The 25,926-nt window shown below is 62.4% G+C and carries 23 protein-coding genes, 1 tRNA gene, 3 pseudogenes and 1 riboswitch; of the genes and pseudogenes, 10 read left to right on the forward strand and 17 right to left on the reverse strand.

The window, feature by feature from the left end; translation table 11 throughout:
- Positions 1-9 precede the first annotated feature (9 nt).
- From ACLH0J_RS14035 to ACLH0J_RS14045, 3 genes are read right to left on the reverse strand one after another with little or no spacing between them, the layout of a single operon-like run.
- Entirely contained in the window at positions 10-297 is a 288-nt protein-coding gene (locus tag ACLH0J_RS14035; RefSeq protein WP_411392443.1) for a lipid asymmetry maintenance protein MlaB, read from the reverse strand.
- Between the two features lie 23 nt (positions 298-320).
- Positions 321-689, reverse strand: a complete 369-nt coding sequence (locus ACLH0J_RS14040) for a response regulator (protein ID WP_010567247.1) — start codon at positions 687-689, stop codon at positions 321-323.
- 9 nt (positions 690-698) lie between these two features.
- The gene (locus ACLH0J_RS14045) at positions 699-1,913 is read right to left on the reverse strand and encodes a methyl-accepting chemotaxis protein (RefSeq protein ID WP_411392444.1); all 1,215 of its coding nucleotides are present in this window, start codon (positions 1,911-1,913) and stop codon (positions 699-701) included.
- 273 nt (positions 1,914-2,186) lie between these two features.
- Between ACLH0J_RS14045 and ACLH0J_RS14050 the strand changes: the two are divergent.
- Positions 2,187-2,378: pseudogene (locus ACLH0J_RS14050) on the forward strand (VOC family protein); the annotation flags it as partial.
- On the opposite strand, the gene ACLH0J_RS14055 reads toward ACLH0J_RS14050, so the two are convergent.
- From ACLH0J_RS14055 to ACLH0J_RS14065, 3 genes and pseudogenes are all read right to left on the reverse strand, one after another.
- A complete protein-coding gene (locus ACLH0J_RS14055; RefSeq protein WP_411392445.1) occupies positions 2,378-3,154 on the reverse strand; it encodes an SDR family oxidoreductase in 777 nt (258 codons plus the stop codon). The pseudogene ACLH0J_RS14050 and the gene ACLH0J_RS14055 overlap by 1 nt on opposite strands.
- Positions 3,148-3,630 carry a nuclear transport factor 2 family protein gene (locus tag ACLH0J_RS14060; protein WP_411392446.1) on the reverse strand — a complete coding sequence of 161 codons (483 nt, stop codon included), beginning with the start codon at positions 3,628-3,630 and terminating at the stop codon, positions 3,148-3,150. The genes ACLH0J_RS14055 and ACLH0J_RS14060 overlap by 7 nt, the downstream gene beginning before the upstream one ends.
- A pseudogene (locus tag ACLH0J_RS14065) lies at positions 3,573-3,833 on the reverse strand (response regulator transcription factor); the annotation flags it as partial. The pseudogene ACLH0J_RS14065 and the gene ACLH0J_RS14060, both read right to left, overlap by 58 nt.
- A 193-nt stretch (positions 3,834-4,026) precedes the next feature.
- On the opposite strand from ACLH0J_RS14065, the gene ACLH0J_RS14070 reads away from it, so the two are divergent.
- The gene (locus ACLH0J_RS14070; protein ID WP_411392447.1) at positions 4,027-4,944 is read left to right on the forward strand and encodes a LysR substrate-binding domain-containing protein; all 918 of its coding nucleotides are present in this window, start codon (positions 4,027-4,029) and stop codon (positions 4,942-4,944) included.
- Positions 4,945-4,967: 23 nt separating this feature from the next.
- On the opposite strand, the gene ACLH0J_RS14075 is transcribed toward ACLH0J_RS14070, so the two are convergent.
- Complete coding sequence (locus ACLH0J_RS14075; RefSeq protein WP_411392448.1) at positions 4,968-6,407, reverse strand: HD domain-containing phosphohydrolase; 1,440 nt, start codon at positions 6,405-6,407, stop codon at positions 4,968-4,970.
- 88 nt (positions 6,408-6,495) lie between these two features.
- Here ACLH0J_RS14075 and ACLH0J_RS14080 point away from each other — a divergent pair, with 88 nt between their 5' ends.
- The 3 genes from ACLH0J_RS14080 (at position 6,496) to ACLH0J_RS14090 (ending at position 9,428) form a co-directional block, all read left to right on the forward strand.
- Complete coding sequence (locus ACLH0J_RS14080; RefSeq protein WP_411392449.1) at positions 6,496-7,269, forward strand: alpha/beta hydrolase; 774 nt, start codon at positions 6,496-6,498, stop codon at positions 7,267-7,269.
- Positions 7,270-7,333: 64 nt separating this feature from the next.
- Entirely contained in the window at positions 7,334-8,911 is a 1,578-nt protein-coding gene (locus ACLH0J_RS14085) for a GMC family oxidoreductase (RefSeq protein WP_411392450.1), read from the forward strand.
- Positions 8,912-9,194: 283 nt separating this feature from the next.
- Entirely contained in the window at positions 9,195-9,428 is a 234-nt protein-coding gene (locus tag ACLH0J_RS14090) for a hypothetical protein (RefSeq protein ID WP_411392451.1), read from the forward strand.
- A 3-nt stretch (positions 9,429-9,431) separates the two neighbouring features.
- On the opposite strand, the pseudogene ACLH0J_RS14095 reads toward ACLH0J_RS14090, so the two are convergent.
- Both ACLH0J_RS14095 and chrA read right to left on the reverse strand, forming a co-directional pair.
- Positions 9,432-9,663, reverse strand: a pseudogene (locus ACLH0J_RS14095) (DUF6124 family protein).
- Between the two features lie 367 nt (positions 9,664-10,030).
- On the reverse strand, positions 10,031-11,218 hold the full coding sequence (gene chrA / locus ACLH0J_RS14100) for a chromate efflux transporter (protein ID WP_411392452.1): 1,188 nt from the start codon (positions 11,216-11,218) through the stop codon (positions 10,031-10,033).
- A gap of 188 nt (positions 11,219-11,406) precedes the next feature.
- Here chrA and tspO point away from each other — a divergent pair, with 188 nt between their 5' ends.
- Positions 11,407-11,847 carry a tryptophan-rich sensory protein TspO gene (gene tspO / locus ACLH0J_RS14105; RefSeq protein WP_411392453.1) on the forward strand — a complete coding sequence of 147 codons (441 nt, stop codon included), beginning with the start codon at positions 11,407-11,409 and terminating at the stop codon, positions 11,845-11,847.
- A gap of 75 nt (positions 11,848-11,922) precedes the next feature.
- On the opposite strand, the gene ACLH0J_RS14110 is transcribed toward tspO, so the two are convergent.
- The 4 genes from ACLH0J_RS14110 to ACLH0J_RS14125 all read right to left on the reverse strand — a co-directional run bounded on the left by ACLH0J_RS14110 (position 11,923) and on the right by ACLH0J_RS14125 (position 16,440).
- Entirely contained in the window at positions 11,923-12,687 is a 765-nt protein-coding gene (locus ACLH0J_RS14110; RefSeq protein ID WP_411392454.1) for an ABC transporter ATP-binding protein, read from the reverse strand.
- The gene (locus tag ACLH0J_RS14115) at positions 12,684-13,688 is read right to left on the reverse strand and encodes a FecCD family ABC transporter permease (protein WP_411392455.1); all 1,005 of its coding nucleotides are present in this window, start codon (positions 13,686-13,688) and stop codon (positions 12,684-12,686) included. The genes ACLH0J_RS14110 and ACLH0J_RS14115 overlap by 4 nt, the downstream gene beginning before the upstream one ends.
- Complete coding sequence (locus tag ACLH0J_RS14120; protein ID WP_411392456.1) at positions 13,685-14,695, reverse strand: ABC transporter substrate-binding protein; 1,011 nt, start codon at positions 14,693-14,695, stop codon at positions 13,685-13,687. Before ACLH0J_RS14120 ends, ACLH0J_RS14115 begins: the two co-directional genes overlap by 4 nt.
- A gap of 115 nt (positions 14,696-14,810) precedes the next feature.
- A riboswitch (cobalamin riboswitch) is annotated at positions 14,811-15,006 on the reverse strand.
- Positions 15,007-15,048: 42 nt separating this feature from the next.
- Positions 15,049-16,440 carry an aldehyde dehydrogenase family protein gene (locus ACLH0J_RS14125; RefSeq protein WP_411392457.1) on the reverse strand — a complete coding sequence of 464 codons (1,392 nt, stop codon included), beginning with the start codon at positions 16,438-16,440 and terminating at the stop codon, positions 15,049-15,051.
- A 102-nt stretch (positions 16,441-16,542) separates the two neighbouring features.
- Here ACLH0J_RS14125 and ptrR point away from each other — a divergent pair, with 102 nt between their 5' ends.
- Positions 16,543-17,421 carry a putrescine utilization regulator PtrR gene (gene ptrR / locus ACLH0J_RS14130; RefSeq protein WP_411392458.1) on the forward strand — a complete coding sequence of 293 codons (879 nt, stop codon included), beginning with the start codon at positions 16,543-16,545 and terminating at the stop codon, positions 17,419-17,421.
- On the opposite strand, the gene ACLH0J_RS14135 is transcribed toward ptrR, so the two are convergent.
- Both ACLH0J_RS14135 and ACLH0J_RS14140 read right to left on the reverse strand, forming a co-directional pair.
- Positions 17,418-17,627 carry a hypothetical protein gene (locus ACLH0J_RS14135; protein ID WP_010568038.1) on the reverse strand — a complete coding sequence of 70 codons (210 nt, stop codon included), beginning with the start codon at positions 17,625-17,627 and terminating at the stop codon, positions 17,418-17,420. The genes ptrR and ACLH0J_RS14135 overlap by 4 nt on opposite strands.
- A 111-nt stretch (positions 17,628-17,738) precedes the next feature.
- Positions 17,739-18,935, reverse strand: a complete 1,197-nt coding sequence (locus tag ACLH0J_RS14140; RefSeq protein WP_411392459.1) for an amino acid aminotransferase — start codon at positions 18,933-18,935, stop codon at positions 17,739-17,741.
- 345 nt (positions 18,936-19,280) lie between these two features.
- Between ACLH0J_RS14140 and uvrB the strand changes: the two genes are divergently transcribed.
- Entirely contained in the window at positions 19,281-21,296 is a 2,016-nt protein-coding gene (gene uvrB, locus ACLH0J_RS14145; RefSeq protein ID WP_078834035.1) for an excinuclease ABC subunit UvrB, read from the forward strand.
- 93 nt (positions 21,297-21,389) lie between these two features.
- Here the strand turns inward: uvrB and ACLH0J_RS14150 are convergent, their stop codons facing one another.
- Together ACLH0J_RS14150 and ACLH0J_RS14155 are read right to left on the reverse strand one after the other, a co-directional pair.
- On the reverse strand, positions 21,390-22,880 hold the full coding sequence (locus ACLH0J_RS14150; protein WP_411392823.1) for an MDR family MFS transporter: 1,491 nt from the start codon (positions 22,878-22,880) through the stop codon (positions 21,390-21,392).
- A 49-nt stretch (positions 22,881-22,929) separates the two neighbouring features.
- A complete protein-coding gene (locus ACLH0J_RS14155) occupies positions 22,930-23,976 on the reverse strand; it encodes an HlyD family secretion protein (RefSeq protein WP_411392460.1) in 1,047 nt (348 codons plus the stop codon).
- Positions 23,977-24,159: 183 nt separating this feature from the next.
- Between ACLH0J_RS14155 and gltX the strand changes: the two genes are divergently transcribed.
- Both gltX and ACLH0J_RS14165 read left to right on the forward strand, forming a co-directional pair.
- The gene (gene gltX, locus ACLH0J_RS14160) at positions 24,160-25,641 is read left to right on the forward strand and encodes a glutamate--tRNA ligase (protein ID WP_411392461.1); all 1,482 of its coding nucleotides are present in this window, start codon (positions 24,160-24,162) and stop codon (positions 25,639-25,641) included.
- Between the two features lie 147 nt (positions 25,642-25,788).
- Positions 25,789-25,864: transfer RNA gene (locus tag ACLH0J_RS14165), tRNA-Ala, on the forward strand.
- Positions 25,865-25,926: the final 62 nt, after the last annotated feature.

Below are 25,926 nucleotides of genomic sequence, written 5' to 3' on the forward strand. Positions count from 1 at the left end.
TGGGGCGCGCTAGAAAATCGCGTCGCCACACAATTGCAACGTTTGCGTGACCGCCGGACTCTGCGCGGCCAGGCTCAGCGCCGTACCGTTGTTGGCGGCTTCACGCCGGATGACCGCGAGCCATTGCACGCCGGCGCCGTCGATTTCCGTGACCTGCGACAGGTCCAGTGCCAGGCGCGGCGCCGCCCCCACCTGGGGCAGCAGGGCGGCGGCCAGTTCGGCCACGGTGTAGATGGTCAGTTCGCCGTCGATACTCACGTGAGTGGTGCCGTCGAAGGTGTCGAAGGTGATCGGCATGGCGAGCTCCTGGGGGGTGAGTGTCAGGGCAGAATCAGCTTGGACACCGCCGCCAGCATCTGCGCCGGCTGGAACGGCTTGACCACCCAGGCCTTGGCGCCTGCGGCCTGGCCTTCGGCTTTCTTCGATTCCTGGGACTCGGTGGTCAGCATGATGATCGGCGTGAACTTGTAGTTGGCCAGCTTCTTGACCTCCTTGACGAAGGTGATGCCGTCCATGTTGGGCATGTTCACGTCGCTGATGATCAGGTGCACTTTCTGCCCGGTGAGCTTGCTCAGGGCATCTTTGCCGTCGACGGCCTCGATCACGTCATAACCGGCGCTCTTCAAGGCAATGCCGACCACTTGCCGCACGCTGCTGGAGTCGTCGACCACTAATACGTTCTTCGCCATGATGGGCTCCTAAAAAAAGGTAATGTCTTGAGAATTCTGCTGCACGGCCGCCTCGCCATGGTGGGTGCGCCGTTGCTCTTCGGTGGCGTAGGTGGCTTCCATCTGCGCCAGCCATTGCCGCGCGTCGACGGTCACTGCCTGGTCCGGCGCCTGGTTGGCCTGCAGGAGGTGGTCATGCAGGGCGTGCATGTTGTCGCGCACGTGGCTGAGGATCTGGCTGACCCGATCCTGGAATTGCAGGTTGACCAGCACCTCGGTCATCTCATCGCGAATGCCGTAGCTTTCCTGCTTGAGCAGGTCGGCGGATTCGGCCAGGCGCCCGGTGATGTTCTGAAAGCGTTCGAGCACCGTTTGAATACTGTTTTCGGAGGCGGCCACCGAGTTGCTGTCCTGGTCGGCGCTGTTGGACGCGGCCTGCACCAGTTGGGTAATGGCGTTGTTGATGATGTCGACCTTGGCCGACATCTGCTGGCCGGTTTCGCTGGATTTGCTCGACAGGCTGCGCACCGCGTCGGCCACCACGGCGAAGCCGCGACCGGCTTCACCGGCACGCGCCGCTTCGATGGCCGCATTGAGCGCCAGCAGGTTGGTTTGCGCGGCAATCGCCGCCACGTCGGCGGCCATGGTGCGCAGTTCGCCGGTATAGGCGGTAAGGCTGCGCACTTGCACCAGGGTCTGGTCGCGGCTGGTTTGAGTGGCCTTGAGTGAGTCGATCACCTGGCTCAGCTCACTGTCGCTGCGCGCCAGCACCTTGAGCGCGCCGTCGGCGGCCTGCCCATCCAGTTCGCCGGCCGCGTGTTGCGAAGCTTGTACGGTTTCCTGCAAGCGCGCGGAGATCCCGGTGAAACGGTTGGCCAGGCTCACAATCGCTTCTTCGGTCTGCTGGCGCGAACTTTCCACCTGCTTGGCCCAGATCGGCATGGCGCCCAGCAGCACCTCATCGAGCTGTGCCCGCGAAGCCATGCGGTGCTGCGCCACGTCGGCGTCCGACTGATCCGCCAGCGCCCGTGCGGCCGCGCGCTGCACCGCCTCACGCTGGGAACCCGCGCTCCAGGCGCAGGCCCCCAGGCCGATCAGCACCAACCCCGCGCAGACCGCCAGATTGGCCGGGGAGGTTGATTGCAGCAGTATCCACACGACGGCAGGTACGACCGGGATAAAAGCGAACCAACGAAAACGCGGGTGACCGGTAAGGGGAAGCGGGCTGGATGGGCGCGAAGTCATGGGTTCGTTCCTTGAACGTTGTTACGGAGGTAAACGATAAAGACGCTATCGGCCCCGTACGCCGCAACTTTAGGACTGCCGTTCGTATTCGGTCTGATTTGTGACCGGCGGGTTACCGATCAGGGGGAGGAGGTTGCTCGGAGCCTGCGCGTGGTGCGAAGCCAGGCCGTCTTGGACGTTGTCCGCCCAAACGCCGTAGTCGCCAAGCGCATGCACATAGGCAGGGTCGAATGTCCTAGACTCGCGTTCTCCCCATCAGCCAAGGAAACCTCAATGGGCATTCAAGGAAGAGACCGTCAGATCGACAACATCGAGTTCAATGTTGTCGACATCGCCCGAAGCAAGGCCTTTTACGGCCGTGTATTTGGTTGGACTTTCGTCGATTACGGCGCCACTTACAGCGAGTTCAGCGGCGGGCGTATGACCGGTGGATTCACCACAGGAGAACCTGGGCGCACGGGCGGCTAAACCGTTGGTACTGTCCCGCCGTCGATCACAAACTCACTGCCCGTGATAGATGCCGCTCGCGGCGAAGCCAGGAAACCGATCAGGTCAGCCACTTCGGAAGGCGTCGACGGGCGGCCGAGCGGGATACCTCCAAGTGCTTTCATGATGATCTGTTTACCACCTTGATAATCAGTACCTGCCTCCTGCGCGAGTCGCTCGGCGAATGCGACCGACGCTTCGGTTTCAACCCAGCCCGGCGAAACCCGAACCACACGGATGCCTCTGGGCGAAACCTCTTTCGATAAGCTTTTGCTGTACGTCGAAAGCGCAGCCTTGGCCGCCGCGTAAGCGGTTGTAGCTTCCGGCAGTGGCAGCCGACTCTGGATGGAGGTGACGTGGATGACGACCCCCTCCTTGCGCTCCAGCATACCCGGGAGCAAGGCGCGATCGAGGCGCACCGCCGGCAACAGGTTCAGGCTGAGCTCTCGTTGCCACTGTTCCTCGTCCAGCGCAGCAAAACCGCCGCCGGGTGCCGACGAACCACCCAGGACATGGATCATTATGTCCACGCCCCCCAGCCGTTGTTGGATCGCGGCGATCAGCACGTCACAACCTTCCCGGGTCGAAAGGTCTGCCGCAATCAGAAGAGCGCCCGGCATTTCAACGTCCACCTGCCGGGCCGAGGTAATGACCTTCGAGCCTTCGGCCAGTAACAACTCGACGACAGCCTTGCCGATGCCTTTGGTGCCACCGGTGACCAGGACCCGCTTGCCAGCCAAACCCAGATTCAGCATGGCGTGATCTCCAGGGAGCGGATTCGACCGCCCTCCAGCGTGAAGACGTAACTCAGTTGAACCGGGCTACCGGGGAAATTCCCAACAAGGTTCGCAATGACTGTCAGTTTGCCCTGCCCTTGCAGGGCTTGCAGTGGTTGGGCGTGGTAGATAAAAGCGCTGCGTGCCTCCCGTTGCCAGGCTTCGATGGCAGCTATTCCTTCGTATGTTTTTCTCTCATCGCAAACCGTGGCGTCAGAGTGGAAGCAGCTCGCAAGTTGCGCTGCATCGCCACCATTGCTGACCGCGAAGTACGTCTGCACGACGTCGGGAAGTTGAGGTGTCATGTTTTCGTTCTCCAGAATCGGGTTGTATGAAGCGATCTTGTGCACTGTTGTGCGTGAGCCTGATGCAATGAGGCATCCATCCGTGCCGAGCATCAGGAGATCAACCCCAGTTTCGCGGCCTTGAAGGTGGCGGCCGCTCGAGTCGAGCATTCCAGCTTCCGGAAGATGCTTTCCACGTGCGTGCGAACGGTGCTCGGGCTTATTTCCAGTAACCTCGCCACTTGTTTGTTGTTGGCGCCAGCGCTGATCTCCCTGAGGATGCGACACTCTCGCCCGGTGAGTAATAGCCCACCCGGCGGTTGAACCGGGTGCTCGCCGCGTGCGGCCAGCCTCAGCCATGCATCACATGCTTGAGGTGGCGAGCATTCGGCAGCAACCAGGCCGCCTCCACTGCCGATGTCAAAGTCCGTCTCAACAACGCTGCCACGCTGAAAGCTCATTTGCTGATCTCCTGGATGGATTTCCTGGAGCGATCTTGCTGCCTGACGGATAGTTTGCTCAACTGGGACAAACCTTTATGACCAATCCCGAAATTCAGGACAATAAATGCCACAAGATCGTTTAGGCCTCAGTGAGCTGGACGCTGTTATAGCGGTCGCACGCAGGGGCTCGTTTCGGCAAGCCGCTCTCGATCTCGGCGTCTCCGCCACCGCGTTGAGCAACACCATTGCCCAACTGGAAGCCCGCCTCGAATCGCGGCTGTTCAATCGCACTACCCGTAGCGTGGCCATCACCGAAGCGGGCAGGATCTTTCTGGAGCAGGTGGGGCCAGCCTTGCAGGATTTGCGTGCTGCACTCGATGCAGTGCGATCACATAACGCCGGGCCTTCGGGCACGCTGCGTATCAATGCGTTCGCCAGCGCTGCCCGATCGGCGCTCCTGCCACTGGTGATGGAGTTCCTGCAGCATCATCCGAAAGTACACATCGACCTCGTGACCGAAGGCCGTCTGGTCGATATCGTTGCTGACGGCTTCGATTTCGGCGTGCGCTCAGCCAGCCTCGTTCCGAATGACATGATTGTGATCCCTCTCGGCCAGCCGCAACGGTACGCTGTGGTCGGTTCGCCGGCGTACTTCGAAAAACACGGCAAACCGCGAACGCCCTCCGAGCTGCTCCAGCATCGATGCATCCGCGTTCGACTGCCGAATGGGGCGATTTTCCCGTGGCATTTCGAGCGGGACGCAGAAGTGATTCGTCTCGACGTGAGCGGGCCGCTTACGCTGGATGAATCCAGCGTGGTCAAGCTTGCGGTGCAGGAAGGCATGGGGCTCGGCTTTTTCATGGAGCAGGACGTTCACGATGAAATCCGTGCCGGACAGTTCGTGCGGACGCTGGAAGACTGGACACCGCCCAGAGACAAGCTGTGCCTGTACTACCCGAACCGCCGCAACCCCTGCGCGGCAGCCAAGGCATTCATCGACCTGGCACGCGCCAGTCAAGCCGTCCAGGACGGGCTCGCATGATCCAGGCTTGACCCGGACCAGGCTCAGGCGATCAATCCCAGTGTCAGTCCCTTCAAGGTAGCGGCTGCCCGGGTCGAGCATTCCAGTTTGCGAAAGATGCTTTCCATGTGCGTGCGAACCGTGCTCGGACTGATGTCCAGCAGCCGCGCCACCTGCTTGTTGCTGGCGCCACGGCTGATCTCCAGCAGGATGCGGCACTCGCGAGTCGTGAGTATCGAAGCCTTCGGTTGACGCATCCGACGCTTACCACCGGCGGCGGCAATTACTGCTTCGCAAATATCGTTGTCGAACAGGCCACTGCCAGCATCCTGTTTGAGTAACCTGGCGGCATCCGCTTCGCCGTGGGCCGACCGCCATGGCCTGGCTTCCCTTAGCGCGACCCAGGCGACCGATGTGGCGAACAGGCGATGCTCGGCACACAGCGCATCACCCGCCACGCCTCGAAAATAGCCACTGCCGTTGAGCCGTTCATAGGCATGGGATGCAATCTCTGCGGGCACGGCCAGTTCAGTGATAGGTCTAAGCGCCTGTTGCGTCCAGTAAGGGACAAGGCGCACCCGCTCCGCAGCGCCGTATGGCAGCGACCCGGCGGTATTCCAAAGGTGGTTCGAAACGGCGGCCCGGCCGAGGCCGTAGATGAGCGCGGACTTGCCAATTTCTATCAAAGTGGACTCCCGCAGCCCCCACAGGCGTGCAGCCTCCACGGCGACCTGCGCGACCTGCCGCGAATGCCCTGCCAACCACGGGAGCTTCAAGTCGATGATGTCTCCCACCAACGTCAGTGAGACACAACGCTGCTCATGCGCGTGGTCAACCGTTTTCGAAAGCGTTTCCAAATCCGCCAGCCAGTCCTTTGCGTTGCCCAGAAGCAACGATACCAGTGACGCGGGATAGCGCCGATCCGACTGCTCTCTGATCCAGCGTAGCGCTGCGTCCAGGCCGTGCGCACGACTGAGAATATCCAGGTCACCTGCAAGTACTACCTGATAGGCGACCTCCGGAATGTGCTCATGGGTCAGGCCCAGTGGCCGGCCAGTGCCGTCGTAGGTTTCGAACACGCGACACAAGCCTGCCTCGACGGCGGCACCGAGCTGGAGGGTTTTGGCGATTGCTCCAGACACCTCACAGTGCACGACGGCAAGCGGGGTTGCCTGATGCACCGCGTTCATTTGCTCATTGCCCAGCGTCAAATCGAGCATCGCGCGGCGGCCGTCGACGTCGTCGCCCAGCAGATCCGCAAAGCCTTCGGCATTGGCGGTGCAACCGGACCAGCGCAGCAAGGCAACCTGTTCCGCTACCTTGAGATGCTCACCGTCGCCGTGCCGGGCCTGCGCCAGCATCCGCGCCAGTGCGGCAACACGTCGGGAATGACCGAGGGGTTGTCCCATGCTGAGGTCACCGATCTGGGCGATCGTCGCCAGCGCCCCGCCCAGGGAGATGTCCAGTTGCAACACACCATCCATGAAAAATGTCCCAGGGTCGGATAATTGACCGATGCCCACACCGCAGGCCAGTCAGCAGAATTTGAACTCCCGAACAGGAGCTCATCCAATGAAAACATTCAAATCGAAAATCGCTACCGCCGCCTTTGCCCTGGCCGGCGCCTTCATCGCAAGCGCCAGTCATGCGCAGGATACAACGCCCTCCGTGGTGATCGTACACGGCGCGTTCGCCGACGGCTCCGATTGGGCCAAAGTGGTGCCATTGCTCCAAGCCCAAGGGGTGGCCGTTACGGTTGTGCAGAACCCGCTCACCTCACTGGCCGACGATGTTGCCGCTACGCGCCGCGTGTTGAGCAACCAGCAGGGCAAGGTGGTTCTAGTCGGGCACTCTTGGGGCGGCACCGTGATTACCGAGGCCGGTAGCGACCCGAAGGTCCGCGCGCTGGTGTATGTCGCCGCCTTCGCGCCGGAGGCCGGGCAAACCAGCGGCGAACAGGGTAAAGGCGCGCCCACGCCCCCTGGCATCAGTCAGATCAAGGCAGACGGCAACGGCTTTCTCTATTTGACGCCGGAAGGCATGGCCAAGGACTTCGCCCAGGATCTCCCAGCAGCGCAGACCGCCGTCATGACCGCCACGCAAGGTCCCATCAAGGCATCTGCCTTTGACGATAAAACCACCGTGTCGTCCTGGAAGGCCAAACCGTCCTGGTATCTGCTAGCCACAGAAGACCGGATGATCCACCCGGACGTCCAGCGCTCTGCCGCCAAGCGTATCGGTGCCACCCTTGCAGAGGTGCACACCAGCCATGTTCCCCAGCAGTCACAGCCGGCCGAGGTCGCCGCAGTGATTCTCAAGGCAGTGCACAGCGTTGGCGAGAAATGATCGCAGGGAAATGACGCCACTGATAACCGCAAACTCAATCGCTGCATCGGTACGGAGCGTGCGCATGAATCATCTGCGTGATCAACACTATGACTTTATTGTGTGCGGCGCTGGTACGTCGGGCTGCGTGGTCGCAGCCCGACTCGCCGATCAGAACAGCGCACGTGTCTTGCTGATTGAAGCAGGCGAGGGGTACTGGGGCCCTGAGGTTGTCGAACCGGCGCAATGGCCGATGAACCTCGGTTCAAAGCGCGACTGGGCATTCGTGGGGCAAGCCAATCGGCACCTCAATGGTCGACGGCTATCCCTGAGCATGGGTAAGGGACTCGGCGGTGGCTCCAGCATCAATGTGATGGTCTGGTCGCGCGGGCACCGCTCCGATTGGGACCATTTCGCTGCCGAGTCCGGCGACCCGGCCTGGGGCTACGATTCGGTACTCAATTACTACCGCAGGATCGAGAACTGGCAAGGCAGCCCTGATGCCACTCGGCGTGGTTCAGGTGGCCCCGTGCATGTCGAACAGCCGGTCACGCCTGAACCCCTCGCGTGGGCAACGTTGGAGGCGGCCAGCCGTCTGGGTATCCCCCGATTCGACAGTCCCAATGGCGAGATGATGGAAGGCCCGGGCGGGATCGCTATCACCGACCTGCGCATTAACCAGGGTAAGCGCGAATCTGTTTACGACTCCTACATCCGGCCACGGTTGCACTATCCGAACTTGACGGTTCTGACAGGGGCATTGGTGACTCGCCTATTGCTTATCGGTACGCGGGTTATCGGTGTCGAAGTGATGATTGCCGGCGAACGGCAGTGCTTCTATGCCGCAGCCGAGGTCATCCTGTCCATGGGCGCGGTGCAGACACCCAAGGTGCTCATGCAATCGGGAATCGGCCCGGAAGATGAACTGCGAAACCACGGCATCGCACCGACCCATCATCTTCCCGGCGTGGGTCAGAATCTTCAGGACCATCTCGCCTTTGGCTGTACGTGGGAGTACCTACGCCCCCAGGCAGTCGGTAGCGGCGGGTGCGAAACCACCTTGTACTGGAAAAGCGACAGTCGCCTGGATGTCCCGGACCTGTTGCAGTGTCAACTGGCGTTTGCGGTACCCTCGCCGCCTGAGGTCGCGATTGAGCCGCCACAACATGGCTGGACTATGTTCGCTGGGCTGGCCAGGCCTGCCAGTCGAGGACGCTTGCGCCTGTCGGGTGCCGGGCCACTGGATGTCCCATTCATTGAGCCGAACTCGCTGAGCGCGCCCGAGGATATGGCCGCGGCGTATGCGTCGATTGACCTGTGCAGGGCGCTCGGTAACAGCGAAGCCTTCAACGGGCTGGTCAAACGCGAAGTTGTACCCGGGCCGAAAGAACATCGCGCTATGGAGCAGTTCATCCGCAACTCAGCCGTGACTTACTGGCACCAGTCCTGCACCGCAAAAATGGGCCGAGATGCGATGTCGGTGGTCGACCATCAACTGCGCGTGTACGGCATCGATAAACTGCGCATCGCTGATGCTTCGATCATGCCGCGAATTACCATTGGCAACACGATGGCGCCGTGCGTGGTCATCGCCGAACGAGCAGCAGATATCGTCCTCGCTGCGCAGGGTGTGACGGCTGCGGCCACAGCGCCGCGCCGGTAGCTCATAAGAATACGGATACACCCCATGCGCCTGAGATTGACATCTGTGACTTGCGCAAAACTGAATTCGAACCTTCGGCCGGTGCCACTTAAAAACCTCAGCTTCACTCAGGGAAACTTCTAGCAGATCCAGCAAGGAGATCCTTGGTTCAGTGCCGTTGGCTGGTCTGTTTTTACACACCCTGGGCCGATAGATAACAGCCCTTTTATCGACGAACAGGTCTACCATGCGCCACCGGCAGTGGTTGCACGCGCTACCGATCATTTTTCTCAAAGGTATCGCAATGACCATCGACCAAATCTCCCTTCCCAAAGGCGTCGGCCCTCACGCCGCCAAGCTCCTCGACGCCATCACCGGCGCGTCCACTCCTGAAGAACTCAACCGTGCGGGCGGTAAGGCCGAAGGTTTTGTGCTGGGCCTGGAGTCCACCAAAGCCATCAAAAGCCAAATTGCCGAGTCGCTGTATGTGGCTTATGACGATGCGGCGAGCAATCGGGCGGGTGAGTTGAAGGGCTAGGCGTTAAGCGCAGCAGGGTGCTGCGCGGTCGAGGAGTCGGGCGGTGAGGAGCACGCCCAGTTCGCTCAGTTGATGAATGGCCAGGGCGATGTCGCGGTGTTTGCCGGACAGGTCTTCGGACAGGTCGAGCAGCAGGGTGCTGACGCTGTTGAAGGTTTCGTGGCTGTTGGCGATGAGGGTTTCATCGCTGGCGTTGGGGGGCGACGGTGAAGAGGGTGGTTGAATCGTTAACCATTGTTAAGTTCCTTGCTTGAGGCCACCACCTGATCGCTACTAAACAATAAGGCGGTAGCTGTACGCAGGTTAGTAGACCGGTGGAACCTAACAAAACCGGCGCACCCGAAGGCGCCCTGCGCACAGCCACCATCAAGCACAGACAGGAATGCCTGACAGATGAAGCTTATGCACTTGTTAGGTTAAACCGTGGGCTACTAAACCCGATCACCGAGATGTCGGCGACCGAGCCACCTTAGAGACGGCCACCTCAACGCACAAGCCGGCAGATTCTGACGCAGGCGTAGGCAATGGGGCAAGGTGTGTTGAGGGATTCGGATTTTGCCTCGGGGCGCTGCGTTATCGTTGGGGTTGGGGGGGGGGCGGGTTCAGCCGAGTAACCCGCCCAGCACGCCGCAGCCGATCACCACCAGCCACGGCGGTAGCTTCCAGGCTATCAGGGCGACCAGTGCGAGCAACGCCAGGGCGAAGTCGTACGCGCTCAGAATCGCGCTGGTCCACACCGGCTGATACAGCGCCGCCAACAACAGGCCCACCACCCCCGCGTTCACCCCGGCCAGCGCCGCCTGGGTGTGGGGGCTGTGGCGCAGGCTGGCCCAGAAGGGCAAGGCGCCGAATATCAGTAGAAACGACGGCGCGAAGATCGCCAGCAGGCCGATCACGCCGCCGAGCCAGCCGTTCGGGGCCTGGTGCATCGAGGCGCCGAGGAAGGCGGCGAAGGTGAATAGCGGGCCGGGGACCGCTTGAGTAGCGCCGTAGCCGGCGAGGAACACGTCATTGCTCACCCACTGTGGCGGCACCACTTGGGCTTGCAGCAGCGGCAGCACCACATGGCCGCCGCCGAACACCAGGGAGCCGGTGCGGTAGAACGCATCGACCAGGGTCAAGGTCGGGCTGGGCCACCCGTCGGCCAGGATCGGCAGGCCCGCCAGCAACAGCAGGAACAGCCCCAGCCACAGCGCGCCGGTGCGGCGGCTGATGGGAATGGGCAGTGTGTCGGGCTCGGTATTCGCCGCGGGCTTGAACAGCAGCAGGCCAGCCAGGCCCGCAGCGGCGATCACCCCGACCTGGGCCCAGGCGGACGGTTCCAGCAGCACCAGGCACGCGGCGATCAGCATCAGCGTGACCCGCGCCACGCCCCGGCACAGGTTGCGCGCCATGCCCCACACGGCCTGCGCCACCACGGCCACGGCGACGACTTTAAGCCCATGCAGCGCGCCGCCAGGTATCGCGGCGCCATAGTGGGCGAGGCCCAGGGCAAACAGGATCAAGGCGATGGCCGACGGCAACGTGAACCCAATCCAGGCGGCGACCGCCCCGGCATAGCCCGCGCGGGACAGGCCCAGGGCGATGCCGACCTGGCTGCTGGCCGGGCCGGGGAGGAATTGGCACAAGGCGACCAGTTCGGCGTAACTGCGCTCGCTCAGCCAACGCCGCCGGGTGACGAACTCGTCGCGAAAATACCCCAGGTGCGCGATCGGGCCGCCGAAGGAGGTCAGGCCCAGGCGCAGGAAGATCAGGAACACCGACCAGGGGCGAGTGGAGGCGTGGGCCAAGAGGATGAACTCGGACTAAGGTGTGGGGCACCTTAGCGAATTTTGATGACTGGAAGAAGAGGCACCCGCTTGCGCGGATGGCCATGGTCGATTGAATTTTTGTGTGCCGGTTCGAGTCATTGAAAGAGACACGGAACAACGCTTTCCCACCCCACCCCACACCGCTGACCCTCAGCCAAGGACGCACGATGACCTTCTTTATTTTCCTCCTGGCCTGCGCCGCCGCCGCCAGCACCGGCATGCTCTTCAAACCCGGCGCCTGGTACGCGTCCCTGGTCAAACCCGGCTTCACCCCGCCCAACTGGGTGTTCCCGCTGGCCTGGACGATCATCTACCTGCTGTTGGCCTGGGCCGGTTATCGCTTGAGCCTGATCCCTGGCAGCCAAACGGTGCTGGCGCTGTGGGCCGCGCAAATCGCCTTGAACACACTGTGGACCCCGGTGTTCTTCGGCGCGCACCGGTTGCTCGCGGCAATGGTGATCATCGTGCTGCTGTGGATCACCGTGGCGGCGATGGTGGCGTTGGCCGTGCGCCTGGACCTGATCACCGGCCTGATCCTGTTCCCTTACCTGGCGTGGCTGTGCGTGGCGGCGGCGTTGAATTTTTCGATCTTGCGCAATAACCGCTGATAGCTGTGACACGGCTGAAAGAACACGGCCGCTCCTACGGGTTCAGGTTCAGGCACAGGTGGGGGGCATTCATTTTTAAATCGGGCGCAGGCGCAGGATTTGCGCGCCGTCGAACGGGTCGGTCAGGTAATGCGCCTGCACGCCGAACGTTTCGTGCAAGCGTTGCGGTGTCAGCACCTCCAGCGGCTTGCCCAGCGCCACCAAGCGTCCGTGATCCAGTACGGCCAGGCGGTCGCAGGTCAGCGCCTGGTTGAGATCATGCAGGGCAATCAAGGTGGTCACCGGCAAGCGTTGCACGCCCTTGAGGATCGCCAGTTGATGCTGGATGTCCAGGTGATTGGTCGGCTCATCCAGCAGTAGGATCTGCGGCCGTTGCGCCAGGGCGCGGGCGATGTGCACGCGTTGGCGTTCGCCGCCGGAGAGGCTGCGCCAGGCGCGTTGGCTCAGGTGGCTGGCGTCCACGTCGTGCAGGGCCTGGTGGACGATGCGCTGGTCTTCATCGGACCAGGGGCTGAGCGCCGACAGCCACGGCGTGCGCCCCAGCGCCACGGCATCGAAGACGCGGATGGCGTCGTCGGTGTCGGCCTGTTGTTCCACCACCGCCAGTTGTTGCGCGATGGTGCGTCGGGAGAGGCCGCTCAGCCGCTCGCCGCCCAGGCGCACTTCGCCGCTGCCCGGTGTGCGCAAGCCGGCGAGTAACTTGAGTAGGGTGGATTTACCCGAGCCGTTCGGGCCGACGATCCCCAGGGTTTCACCGGATCGAACCTGCAGGTGAATATCGCGCAGCAACTCGGCCTCGCGCACCTTGAATCCCAGCCCCGTACAACTGAGCACCGTCATCGCGCATTCCTTCGGCCGATCAGGATCAGCGCAAACACCGGCGCGCCGACCAATGCCGTTACCACCCCCACCGGAATCACCTGGCCCTTGACCAGGGTGCGCGACAGCACATCCGCCGCAATCAAAAACAATGCACCGCCCAACGCACTCGCCGGCAACAGGCGCGAGTGTCCGGTGCCCAGCAGCAGGCGCGCGGCGTGGGGAATCACCAGGCCGACAAAGCCGATGGCGCCGACAATCGACACCATCACCGCGGTGACCAGTGCCGCGCAGGCCACCAACACCACTTGCACGCGGCGCACCGGAATACCCAGGGACGCCGCCGAGTCGCTGCCAAAGGTGAACGCATCCAGCGCCCGCCGGTGCCACAGGCACACCGCCAGCCCCACGACCGCCACCGGCACCGCCAGCCACACCGACGGCCAGCGCACGCCGCTGAGGTTGCCCAGCAGCCAGAACAGGATGCCGCGCGCCTGTTCGGAACTGGCCGACTGGGTGATCAGGAACGCGGTCAGCGCATTGAACAACTGCGAACCGGCGATGCCCGCGAGGATGATCTGCCCGGTGCCGCTGGACGCGCCGCTGGCCCGCGCGAGCAGAATCACCAGCGCAAACGCCGCCATCGCGCCGACGAAGGCGCCCGCCGACAACGACACCAATCCGCCGCCCACGCCCATCAACACCACCAGCACCGCGCCGGTCGAGGCGCCGGCGCTGATGCCCAGCAGGTAGGGGTCGGCCAGCGGGTTACGCAGCAACGACTGCAGGACCACCCCGCAGGTGGCCAGGCCGGCACCGCAGGCGGCGGCGACCAGGGCACGGGTGAGGCGGTAGTTCCACACCACGCCTTCGTCGATGGGGTCGAGCACATAGCCGGCGTGCCACAGTTTGTTGGCGAGCACCTGCAACACCACCTTTGGCGCGATGGCGGTTTCGCCGATGGCCACGCCGGCGAGGAGGGCAATCAGCAGCAGGGCGAGGGCGAGCAGGGTGCGTGTCATTTCGGCAGGTCGTAGCCGTCGATGGCGTGCGCCAGTTGTTCCAGGCCATCGAAGGTGCGCACGCTGGCCTGCAGGGCCATGGCGTCGAGGATGATGATGCGGTTGTGTTTGACCGCGTCCATGTTGCGGGTCACCGGGTCGCTGCGCAGGAAGGCGAGTTTCTGTTCGTGGTCGTCGGCGGGGTAGCGGCGGCGGTCCATGCGGGCGATCACCAGGAAGGTCGGGTTGGCTTTGGCGAGGGTTTCCCAGCCCACGGCGGGCCACTCTTCATCGGACTGCACCACGTTGTGCAGGCCCAGGGTGTCGAGCATGAATTCGGGGACGCCCTTGTGACCGGCCACGTACGGGTCGCTGGCCATCTCGGCGCTGGAGAACCACACCAGCGCACTGGCGTGCTTGAGGCCCTTGCCCTGCGCGGTGGCCACGGATTGGGCCAGGCGCGCCTGCAGTTCGGCGTTGAGTTGCTGGCCGCGATCCGGCACGTCGAAAATCTCGGCTAACTGGCTGATGCCTTTATAGATCGTCTCGACGCGAAACGGCGCCAGTCGCGTGCCGTCGGCGCCCACCCGGTTGTCCTTGGCTTCGCAATCGGAAGGCAGCAGGTAGGTGGGGATTTTCAACTCGTGAAACTGCTCGCGGGTACCGACCACGCCTTGCGGGCCGACCACCCATTCCAGTTCGGCGGCCACCAGTTGCGGGCGCTTGGCGATGACGGCTTCGAAGCTGGGTTCGTTGTTGGCCAGGCGCGGGATCTTGTCGTTCTGCGTCTTGAACGACGGCAACACGTTGTTGAACCACAGCGAGGTGCCGACCACGGTATTGCCCACGCCCAAGGCATAGAGCATTTCGGTGGCGGCCTGGCCGATGGTCACGCTGCGTGTGGGCGCCTGCTGGAAGGTCAGGGTGCTGCCGCAGTTTTCGAGGGTCAGCGGGTACTGGGTGGAGGACGCTTGGGCCAGGGCACAGAAGCCCAGGCCGGCGAGCAGGGCGGTGGTGCGTAGCAGCATGGGGCAATCTCCGTGGGGACCGTACTGGGAAACAGGGGAGGTACGGTTCGGAAATCCACCCTCGAACGCTGCCGCTCAGGCAGGCAAGGATGTCCTTCCCGGACACCCCGCCGGTCAGTGATGTTGCTGGGCCGGCAGGTCTCCTGACTGATGCGTCGTCGCCACGCTCCAACCTTCCCGGACAGGGTCCAGTGGCATCGAGGAGCAGGCTCGGCATCTACAGTTGCGGGGGCAGTTCCGATTGACGCGGGGGTACCGCGCTTCGGATTCCCTATTAGTCCCGTTTGGGAACCGGCGCGGTATGGTAGTCGATGCGGTTGCAGGGCGCGAGCGTGCTCGCGCCTGCACCTTATTTACTGACGGTCGAGCCACACCGTTTGTGCATTGCAGAATTCGCGCACGCCAAAGTGTGACAACTCGCGGCCGAACCCGCTTTTCTTCACGCCACCGAACGCGACCCGAGGGTCGGACACGCTGAAGGCGTTGACGAAGATCCCGCCGGTTTCCAACTGGTCGGCAATCTCGCGTGCCTTGGCCGGGTCGGTGGTGAAGATGCTCGCGGTGAGGCCGAATTCGCTGTCGTTGGCCAGGGCCACGGCGTGGTCGGCGTCGCGGGCGGTGATGATCGAGGCCACAGGGCCGAACAGTTCCTGTTTGAACGAGGTCATCTGGTCGGTGACGTCTGCCAGAACGGTCGGCGCGTAGTAGTTGCCGGCACCGGGCACTTTGTCGCCGCCCAGCAGCAGGGTCGCGCCTTCTGCCAGGGTGGCCTGGACCTGGCCGTGCAGTTCGTCGCGCAGGTCGAAGCGCGCCATCGGGCCGACGTAAGTACCGGTCGAGGTCGGGTCACCCATCACCAGGGCGCGGCTGGCTTCGACGAATTTGGCGGTGAAGGCTTGCACCACGCCTTCCTCGATGATCAGGCGCTTGGCGGCGGCGCAGACTTGGCCGCTGTTCTGGAAGCGCCCAATGACGGCAGCTTGCACGGCGGCGTCGAGGTTGGCGTCGTTGAGCACGATGAACGGGTCGGAGCCGCCCAGTTCCAGCACGCATTTTTTCAGCGCGGCACCGGCCTGGGAGCCGATGGCCATGCCGGCGCGCACGCTGCCGGTGAGGGTGACGGCGGCGATGCGAGAGTCGGCGATGGCGCTGGACACGCCGTCGGTGGTCACGTTGATCACTTCGAACAGGCCTTCAGGGAAACCGGCTTTTTGGAACGCGGCTTTCATCAGGTAGGCGCTGCCCATCACGTTCGGCGCATGTTTGAGCACGTAGGTGTTGCCGGCGAGCAGGGTCGGCACGGCGCCGCGCAGCACTTGCCACACCGGGAAGTTCCACGGCATCACGGCGAGGATCGGGCCCAGCGGGCGGTATTCGATTTGCGCGCTGCCGTTGTCCACCAGGGTCGGTTCCGGGGCGAGCATGGCCGGTCCGTGGGCGGCGTACCATTCGCTCAGTTGTGCGCATTTCTCGATTTCGGCACGGGCCTGGGCGATGGGTTTGCCCATTTCCAGGGTGATCATCTGCGCCATCGCTTCGGCTTGATCGCGTAAGGCGCCAGCCAGGGCCTGCAGCAACTCGGCACGCTGGCTCACCGGCTGGCGGCGCCAGGTGCGGAAGGCGGCGGTGGCGCGGTCGAGAGCGGCGTTCAGTTGGGCGGCGGTTTCGTAAGGGTAGCTGCCGACCGTTTCGCCATTGGCGGGGTTGATCGACAAGGCGTGGGTCTGGTGAGTGATCGCGTTCATGACACCGTCCGGCTGAATGGGGGGATGGGGTCAGCCTACGGGGCTGCATCTTTTCTGGAAACTGAATAATATTGAGCAATACGTTCACGATTGGAGAATGATTTGGATCTGGTGCAGCTGGAAATCTTCAAGGCCGTTGCCGAGCAAGGCAGCATCAGCGCCGCCGCCCAGTTGATTCATCGCGTGCCGTCGAACCTGACCACGCGCATCAAGCAACTGGAGCAGGACTTGGGCGTGGAGCTGTTTATCCGCGAGAAAAGCCGCCTGCGCCTGTCGCCGGCCGGGTGGAATTTCCTCGGCTACGCGCGGCGCATCCTCGACCTGGTGCAGGAAGCCCGCGCCACGGTGGCGGGGGAAGAGCCCCAGGGCGCGTTTGCCCTCGGTTCGCTGGAGAGTACGGCGGCGGTGCGCATCCCCGCGTTGCTGGCGGCCTACAACCAGAAACACACCAGGGTCGAGCTGGACCTGAGCACCGGGCCTTCAGGCACGATGATCGAGGGTGTGTTGTCGGGACGACTGGCGGCGGCGTTTGTCGATGGGCCGGTGTTGCACTCGACCCTGGAGGGCGTGGCGGTGTTCGAGGAGGAGATGGTGGTGATTGCGCCACTGCACCACGCACCGATCACGCGAGGGCAGGATGTGAATGGGCAGAACATTTATACATTCCGTTCGAATTGCTCGTACCGGCATCACTTCGAGCGCTGGTTTTCGCAGGACGGTGCGATGCCGGGCAAGATCTTCGAGATCGAGTCCTACCACGGCATGTTGGCGTGTGTCAGCGCCGGCGCCGGCCTGGCGCTGATGCCACGCAGCATGCTGGAAAGCATGCCGGGGTTTGCGGCGGTGAGTGTGTGGCCGCTGATGGACAGTTTCCGCATCCTGCACACCTGGCTGATCTGGCGGCGGGGCACCGTGTCGCAGAGCCTCAACAGTTTCGTAACCCTGTTGGAAGAAAACGGCCTCTGTCGGAGCGAGGGTTAGCCGCCGAATTGGAGGGTGCCCATGGCCAGTTTTGCCATCAAGGCCGTCGCGCCCAATTGCACCAGCCACAATGCCAACCCACCGATAAACACACCCAGCGCCACTTGCAGCACCAGGCTTTTCTGGCGCTTGGCTTGCGGTGCGCGTGGGGTGAAGTGCTCCTGGTCGTCGGGATCGGCGTGCAGGTTCAGGTCGTCGTTTCTCATAAGGCTCTCACAGCAAAAGGGCAATCGGTGCTCAGTCTAGGGGAGCAGGGCGTTTTCCGACAGGCATTAAAAAGGGAAGCCGTGGCTTCCCTTCGTACCGCGCCGCCAGGTTTATAGAACCTGAACGATTGCCTTGGTTACCGCACCAATGTTCGACTGGTTCAACGCGGCCACGCAGATGCGGCCGGTGTCGAGGGCGTAGATGCCAAACTCGGTGCGCAAGCGGGTGACTTGCTCAACGGTCAGGCCGGAGTAGGAGAACATCCCACGTTGGCGACCGACAAAGCTGAAGTCGTGGCCCGGTGCAGCCTTGGCCAGTTCAGCGACCATCTGCTCACGCATGCCACGGATGCGCAGGCGCATCTCAGCCAGTTCGGCTTCCCATTGGGCGCGCAGTTCAGGGTTGTTGAGGACCGCTGCCACGATCGCCGCGCCATGGGTTGGCGGGTTGGAGTAGTTGGTGCGGATCACGCGCTTGACCTGGGACAGGATGCGCGCGCTTTCTTCCTTGGATTCGCTGACGATCGACAACGCGCCCACCCGTTCGCCATACAGCGAGAACGACTTGGAGAACGAGCTCGAGACAAAGAACGTCAGGCCCGATTCCGCGAACAGGCGTACGGCAGCGGCGTCTTCGTGGATGCCATCGCCAAAGCCCTGGTAGGCCATGTCGAGGAACGGCACCAGGTTTTTCGCCTTGACCACGTCGAGCACTTGTTGCCAGTCGGCCGGGCTCAGGTCGACGCCGGTCGGGTTGTGGCAGCAGGCGTGCAGCACCACGATGGACTGCGGCGGCAGGGCGTTGAGGTCTTCGAGCAGGCCGGCGCGGTTGACGTCGTGGGTGGCGGCGTCGTAGTAGCGGTAGGTCTGCACCGGGAAGCCGGCTTTTTCAAACAGTGCCTGGTGGTTTTCCCAACTTGGGTCGCTGATGGCAACGACGGCATTGGGCAGCAGTTGCTTGAGGAAGTCCGCGCCGATCTTCAGCGCGCCGGTGCCGCCGACGGCTTGCGCGGTGATCACGCGGCCGGCGCTCAGCAGGGGCGATTCAGCGCCGAACAACAGCTTCTGCACCGCTTGGTCGTAGGCGACGATACCGTCGATCGGCAAGTAGCCACGGGCGGCGTGTTGCGCCACGCGAATGGCTTCCGCTTCGGCAACGGCACGCAAGAGTGGAATCTTCCCCTCCTCGTTGCAGTAAACGCCCACGCCAAGGTTGACCTTGGTGGTTCGTGTGTCGGCGTTGAATGCTTCGTTGAGGCCCAGGATTGGATCGCGTGGTGCCATTTCGACAGCGGAGAACAGGCTCATTTTTGCGGCAGCTCTTTGGGGGAAAGGAGGGACGTGTCGCGCTCCAGCCGAATGCACTAGAGCGGTGCACAAACGGGGAGCTAGTATAGAGGCCCTAACCGCGGAGGGCGACAACCGAAATGGCTTTTCGGCCAAGTTTTTCGGTTTATTTGCCGACCGTTAGTCATATTGCAACCTTGATCGTAAACGGCGTGTAGGACGATTGCCTTGAAACCCGTCACATTCACCACCACTTCTACAGCTATCATGGTTTTTTCCTGCAACCTGCGATGAAAATTCGCGGGTCGCTGAGCTTTTTTCGTCCTTGGCGGTTGTCAGCCGAGGGTGACTTGAAAGAGGTACGTTATGTCGGATTTCCAGCTCGTCACCCGCTTTGAACCCGCCGGCGATCAACCCGAAGCGATCCGCCAGATGGTCGAAGGCATCGAGGCGGGCCTGTCGCACCAGACCCTGCTCGGAGTGACCGGTTCGGGCAAGACGTTCAGCATCGCCAACGTGATCGCGCAGATCAACCGTCCCACCCTGGTGCTGGCGCCGAACAAGACCCTGGCCGCGCAGTTGTACGGTGAGTTCAAGGCGTTCTTCCCGAACAACGCGGTGGAGTACTTTGTTTCCTATTACGACTACTACCAGCCCGAAGCCTATGTGCCGTCCTCCGATACCTTTATCGAGAAGGATGCGTCGATCAACGACCATATCGAGCAGATGCGGCTGTCGGCGACCAAGGCGCTGCTGGAGCGCAAGGATGCAATCATCGTCACCACGGTGTCGTGCATCTACGGCCTGGGCAGCCCGGAAACCTATTTGAAGATGGTGTTGCACGTCGACCGTGGCGACAAACTCGACCAGCGCGAACTGCTACGTCGCCTGACGAGCCTGCAATACACGCGCAACGACATGGACTTCGCCCGCGCCACCTTCCGCGTGCGCGGCGATGTGATCGACATCTACCCGGCCGAGTCCGACCTGGAAGCGATCCGCATCGAACTGTTCGACGATGAAGTCGAGAGCCTGTCGGCCTTCGACCCGTTGACCGGCGAGGTGATCCGCAAACTGCCGCGCTTCACCTTCTACCCGAAAAGCCACTACGTGACCCCGCGCGAAACCCTGATGGGCGCCATCGAAGGCATCAAGGTGGAACTGGCCGAACGCCTCGAATACCTGCGCGCCAACAACAAGCTGGTGGAAGCCCAGCGCCTGGAGCAACGCACCCGCTTCGACCTGGAGATGATCCTGGAACTGGGCTACTGCAACGGCATCGAAAACTACTCGCGCTACCTCTCGGGTCGCGAATCCGGCGCGCCACCGCCGACGCTCTACGACTACCTGCCGGACGACGCGCTGCTGGTGATCGACGAATCCCACGTCAGCGTGCCGCAAGTGGGCGCCATGTATAAAGGCGACCGCTCGCGCAAAGAGACCCTGGTGGAATATGGCTTCCGCTTGCCGTCGGCGCTGGACAACCGGCCGATGCGCTTCGACGAATGGGAACGCATCAGCCCGCAGACCATCTTCGTGTCGGCCACGCCTGGCAACTACGAGGCCGAACATGCCGGCCGCGTGATCGAGCAGGTGGTGCGCCCCACCGGCCTGGTGGACCCGGAAATCGAAATCCGTCCGGCGCTGACCCAGGTCGACGATTTGCTCTCGGAAATCAGCAAGCGCGTGGCCCTGGACGAGCGGGTGCTGGTCACCACGCTGACCAAGCGCATGTCCGAAGACTTGACCGACTACCTGGCCGACCACGGCGTGCGCGTGCGCTACCTGCACTCGGACATCGACACGGTGGAGCGCGTGGAAATCATCCGCGACCTGCGCCTGGGCACCTTCGACGTGCTGGTGGGGATCAACCTGCTGCGCGAAGGCCTGGACATGCCGGAAGTCTCGCTGGTGGCGATCCTCGATGCGGACAAGGAGGGCTTCCTGCGCTCCGAGCGCTCGTTGATCCAGACCATCGGCCGGGCGGCGCGTAACCTCAATGGCCGGGCGATTCTCTACGCGGACCGCATTACCGGGTCCATGGAGCGGGCGATCGGCGAGACCCAGCGCCGGCGCGACAAGCAGATTGCCTTCAACCTGGAAAATGGCATCACGCCCAAAGGTGTGTTCAAGGACGTCGCCGACATCATGGAAGGCGCCACCGTGCCCGGCTCGCGCAGCAAGAAGCGCAAGGGCATGGCCAAGGCTGCCGAGGAAAGCGCCAAGTACGAAAACGAACTGCGCTCGCCGAGTGAGATCACCAAGCGGATTCGGCAGTTGGAAGAGAAAATGTACCAACTGGCGCGGGATCTGGAGTTTGAGGCGGCGGCGCAGACGCGTGATGAGATTGGCAAGTTGCGTGAGCGCTTGTTGGCGGTGTGATCGGCAGTGATTGTGCTGGCCTAAGCCCCCTCCCACCTTTGAAATGCAGTCAAAGGTGGGAGGGGGCTTGCTCCCGATAGATGCGACACGGTCTCAATGACTCTCCCCCGGCTTGAGCCCCGCCGGCAACGCCTTGGTCAACAACACCGCAATCATGCTTACCCCCAACGCCAATCCGACAAAGTGAAACGCATCGTTGTAGGCCATGATCTGCGCCTGCTGGTGGGCAATTTCACTGAGCTTGCCGAGGGCGGCCGTCTCGTTGCCGAACGTCTCGGTCAAGGTCGCCAGGCGCTGCGCCACCTGCGGGTTGGTCGGCACGATCGCCTCGCGCAAATAATCGAAGTAGGTCTTGGTCCGCGCATCCAGCAAGGTCGCCAGCAGCGCAATGCCGATGGCACCGCCGAGGTTGCGCAGGATATTGAACAGGCTCGACGCCGACCCCGCGTCCTGGGGCAGGATGTAGGCGGTGGCGATCAGCGAGATGGTCACCATGATCAACGGCTGGCCGAGGGCGCGGATGATCTGGATCTGGTTGAACTGGCTGCCGGCAAAATCCGGGTTGAGCACCCCCGAGGAAAAACTCGCCAGGCCGAACAGGCCGAATCCCAGGGCACACAGCCATTTGGGTGACACGTATTTCATCAGTTTCGGCACCAGCGGGATCAGAAACAGTTGGGGAATGCCCATCCACATGATCACTTCGCCGATCTGCAGCGCGTTGTAGTTCTGGATCTGCGCCAGGTACAGCGGCAGCAGATAGATCGAGCCATACAAGCCCACGCCCATGCCCAGACTGGAGATGCTCGACAGGCCGAAATTGCGATTGGCCAGGATGCCGAGGTTGATCAGCGGGTTGGGTTTGGACACTTGCACAATCACGAAGGTGATCAGGCTCAGCAGGGCGACGCTGCCCAGGCTGACGATCAGGTTTGATTCGAGCCAGTCCTTGCGGTGGCCTTCTTCCAGAAACACCTGTAAGCAGCCCAAGCCGATGGCCAGGGTGGCGATGCCGATGTAGTCGGTGCTTTTCAGCAGTTCCCAATGGGGCGCCTTTTTTTCCAGGCCGTAGAGCAGCCCGGCGATCATCAGCAGGCCTGGCGGCACGTTGATATAGAAGATGTATTCCCAGCCCCAGTTTTCCGTGAGCCAGCCACCGATGGTCGGGCCGATGGACGGGGCGAAGGTGGCGGTCATGGCAAACATCGCCATGCCTTTGGCGCGATGGTGCTCGGGCAGTTTGATCAGGGTGAGGGTGAACGCCAGGGGAATCAGCGCGCCGCCGGTAAAACCTTGCAGGGCGCGGAACACGATCATGCTTTCCAGGCTCCAGGCCATGGAGCACATCAGCGAGGCGATCAGGAACCCCGCCGACACCCACACCGCCAGGCGCCGTGCCGAGAGCAACTGCACCAGCCAGGCGGTGAGGGGGATCATGATGATTTCGGCCACAAGGTAGGAGGTGGAAATCCACGAGCCTTCTTCCAGGGTGGCCGACAGCGCACCCTGGATATCCTTGAGCGATGAGTTGGTGATCTGGATGTCGAGCACCGCCATGAAGGCGCCGAGCATCGCACTCATCACCGCGATCCAGTCGCGCCGGGAGGGTTCGCCGACCGGGCGCAGTAGTTGATCACCGGCCATCGGGTTGGTCTTTGATGTTCACTTTGACGGTGACGGACATGCCGGGGCGGATCTTGCCCTTCAGCGGGTTATCCGCCGCAAACGTCAGTTTTACCGGAATACGCTGTACGACCTTGGTGAAGTTGCCGGTGGCATTGTCCGGCGGCAACAGGCTGAACTGCGCACCGGAGGCCGCGAACAGGCTGTCGACCCGTGCTTCGATTGGTGTGTCGCTGTAGGCATCGAAGGTCAGCTCGGCTTTTTGCCCAGGCTGCATATGGCCGATCTGGGTTTCCTTGAAGTTGGCCTGGATCCAGATGTCCTGGTCGGGAACGATCGACAGCAGGTAGGCGCCGGCCTGCACGTACTGGCCGTTGCGGGCGGCGCGCTGGCCGACCAGGCCGCTGATGGGCGCGTGGATTTCGCTGCGGGTCAGGTTCAGCTCGGCTTGGGCCAGGTCGGTTCGGGCGTTGGCGATCAGTGCGTCGAGGCGTTTGATTTCGGCGTTCAGGGCGTTGACCTGCTGGCGCTGGCCCTGAAGGTCGGCCTGGGCCATGCTCACTTGGGAGCGGGCGATGTGGTTGTCGGCGGAGAGGGTGGTTACCCGTTCTTCCGAGACGTAGCCCGGTTTGCGCAGGGTTTGGGCGCGGGACAGGTCAATTTGCGAACGTCCCAGACTGGCCTGGCTGGAGGCCACCTTGGCTTCGCCGGCAGCGATCAGGCTGGCTTGCTGGGTGAGTTTGCTCTGCGCCTGGGTGCGTTCGGCTTCGCGCATGGCCAGGGCGGCGTTGGCGCGGTCCACGGCCAGGTGGAAGTCATCGCTTTCGAGCGTCACCAGCAATTGGCCTTTTTGCACGTGCTCGTTATCGCCCACCCGCACGTCGACGATGCGCGCGCCGAGCTGGCTGGACACGCGGGTGATTTCGCCCTGCACGTAGGCATTGTCGGTGCTTTCATAGAAGCGGCCCTTGAAAAACCAATGGGCGAAGAACCCCAAGGCGATCAGGCTCACGATAAACACAAAGATAAACAGGCGGCGTTTGAGTGGGGCAGGCATGGGGGCGGTGTCTGTAACAAGAGGTAATGGAATATAACCATCCAAGCATCTAGCAAATAGCCATGGTATGCCCGCAGACCGAACCTTGGCCTATATGCCCTTGTGCTGGAGCGCAGGTGCCTGGGGCTGCTACTATTCGCCCCTTGTTTCAATTCTAGTTATATCGCCCATTCGAGACCTGCCATGACCACCGTCCGCACGCGCATCGCGCCATCGCCTACTGGGGACCCCCACGTCGGTACTGCCTACATCGCTTTGTTCAACTACTGCTTTGCCAAGCAGCACGGTGGTGAATTCATCCTGCGGATCGAAGACACCGACCAACTGCGTTCGACCCGTGAGTCTGAACAGCAGATTTTCGATGCCCTGCGCTGGCTCGGCATTACCTGGTCGGAAGGCCCGGACGTCGGCGGCCCGCACGGCCCGTATCGCCAGAGCGAGCGCAGCGACATCTATAAGCAATACACCCAGCAACTGGTCGACATGGGTCATGCGTTCCCATGTTTCTGTACCGCTGAAGAGCTGGATCAGATGCGCGCCGAGCAACAGGCCCGTGGCGAGACCCCGCGCTACGACGGTCGCGCGCTGCTGCTGTCGAAAGAAGAAGTGGCCGCGCGCCTGGCCGCCGGCGAGCCCCATGTGATCCGCATGAAGGTGCCGAGCGAAGGTGTGTGCGTGGTGCCGGACATGCTGCGCGGTGACGTCGAGATCCCGTGGGACCGCATGGACATGCAAGTGCTGATGAAGACCGACGGCCTGCCGACGTACTTCCTGGCCAACGTGGTCGACGATCACCTGATGGGCATCACCCACGTGCTGCGCGGCGAAGAATGGCTGCCGTCGGCGCCGAAGCTGATCCTGCTCTACGAATACTTCGGCTGGGAGCAGCCGCAGCTGTGCTACATGCCGCTGCTGCGTAATCCGGACAAGAGCAAGCTGTCCAAGCGCAAGAACCCGACCTCGGTGACGTTCTACGAGCGCATGGGCTTCATGCCTGAAGCGATGCTCAACTACCTGGGCCGCATGGGCTGGTCGATGCCGGACGAGCGCGAGAAGTTCTCGCTGCAGGAAATGGTCGATAACTTCGACCTGTCCCGCGTGTCGCTGGGCGGGCCGATCTTCGATATCGAGAAGCTGTCGTGGCTCAACGGCCAGTGGCTGCGTGATTTACCGGTGGAAGAGTTCGCCAGCCGCGTGCAGCAGTGGGCGTTGAACCCCGAGTACATGATGAAGATTGCACCGCTGGTGCAGGGCAGGGTGGAGACGTTCAGCCAGGTTGCCCCGCTGGCCAGTTTCTTTTTTGCCGGTGGCGTGAACCCGGACGCCAAGCTGTTCGAATCCAAGAAACTCTCCGGCGATCAGGTTCGCCAGTTGATGCAGTTGATCCTGTGGAAGCTCGAAAGCCTGCGCCAGTGGGAGAAGGACACCATCACCGCGACGATCCAGGCGGTGGTCGAATCCCTGGAGCTGAAGTTGCGCGATGCCATGCCGCTGATGTTTGCCGCCATCACTGGGCAGGCCAGTTCGGTGTCGGTGCTCGACGCGATGGAAATTCTCGGCCCGGACCTTACCCGTTTCCGTCTGCGCCAAGCCCTTGATTTGCTTGGTGGTGTGTCGAAGAAAGAAAACAAAGAGTGGGAAAAACTGCTGGGCGCTATCGCCTGAGTAGGCTGTTGCAGCGACGAAACCCCGGTTTTCCGGGGTTTCGCCGGTAAGTGATTGTTATCCCGGCAAAAAATTTTGGAAATTGTTGAAAATAAATTTGACACGTTTCCAAACCGCCATTAAGATTCGCCCCGTCCTCACCGATGAGGGGCTATAGCTCAGCTGGGAGAGCGCTTGCATGGCATGCAAGAGGTCAACGGTTCGATCCCGTTTAGCTCCACCAATTTACAGGTTCAAGGTCTGGCCACACCGTCCTTGAATCGATCAGGCCCAGCTTGATCAGGT

The organism is Pseudomonas sp. MPB23, assembly GCF_046605395.1.
Taxonomy (GTDB): Bacteria; Pseudomonadota; Gammaproteobacteria; order Pseudomonadales; family Pseudomonadaceae; genus Aquipseudomonas.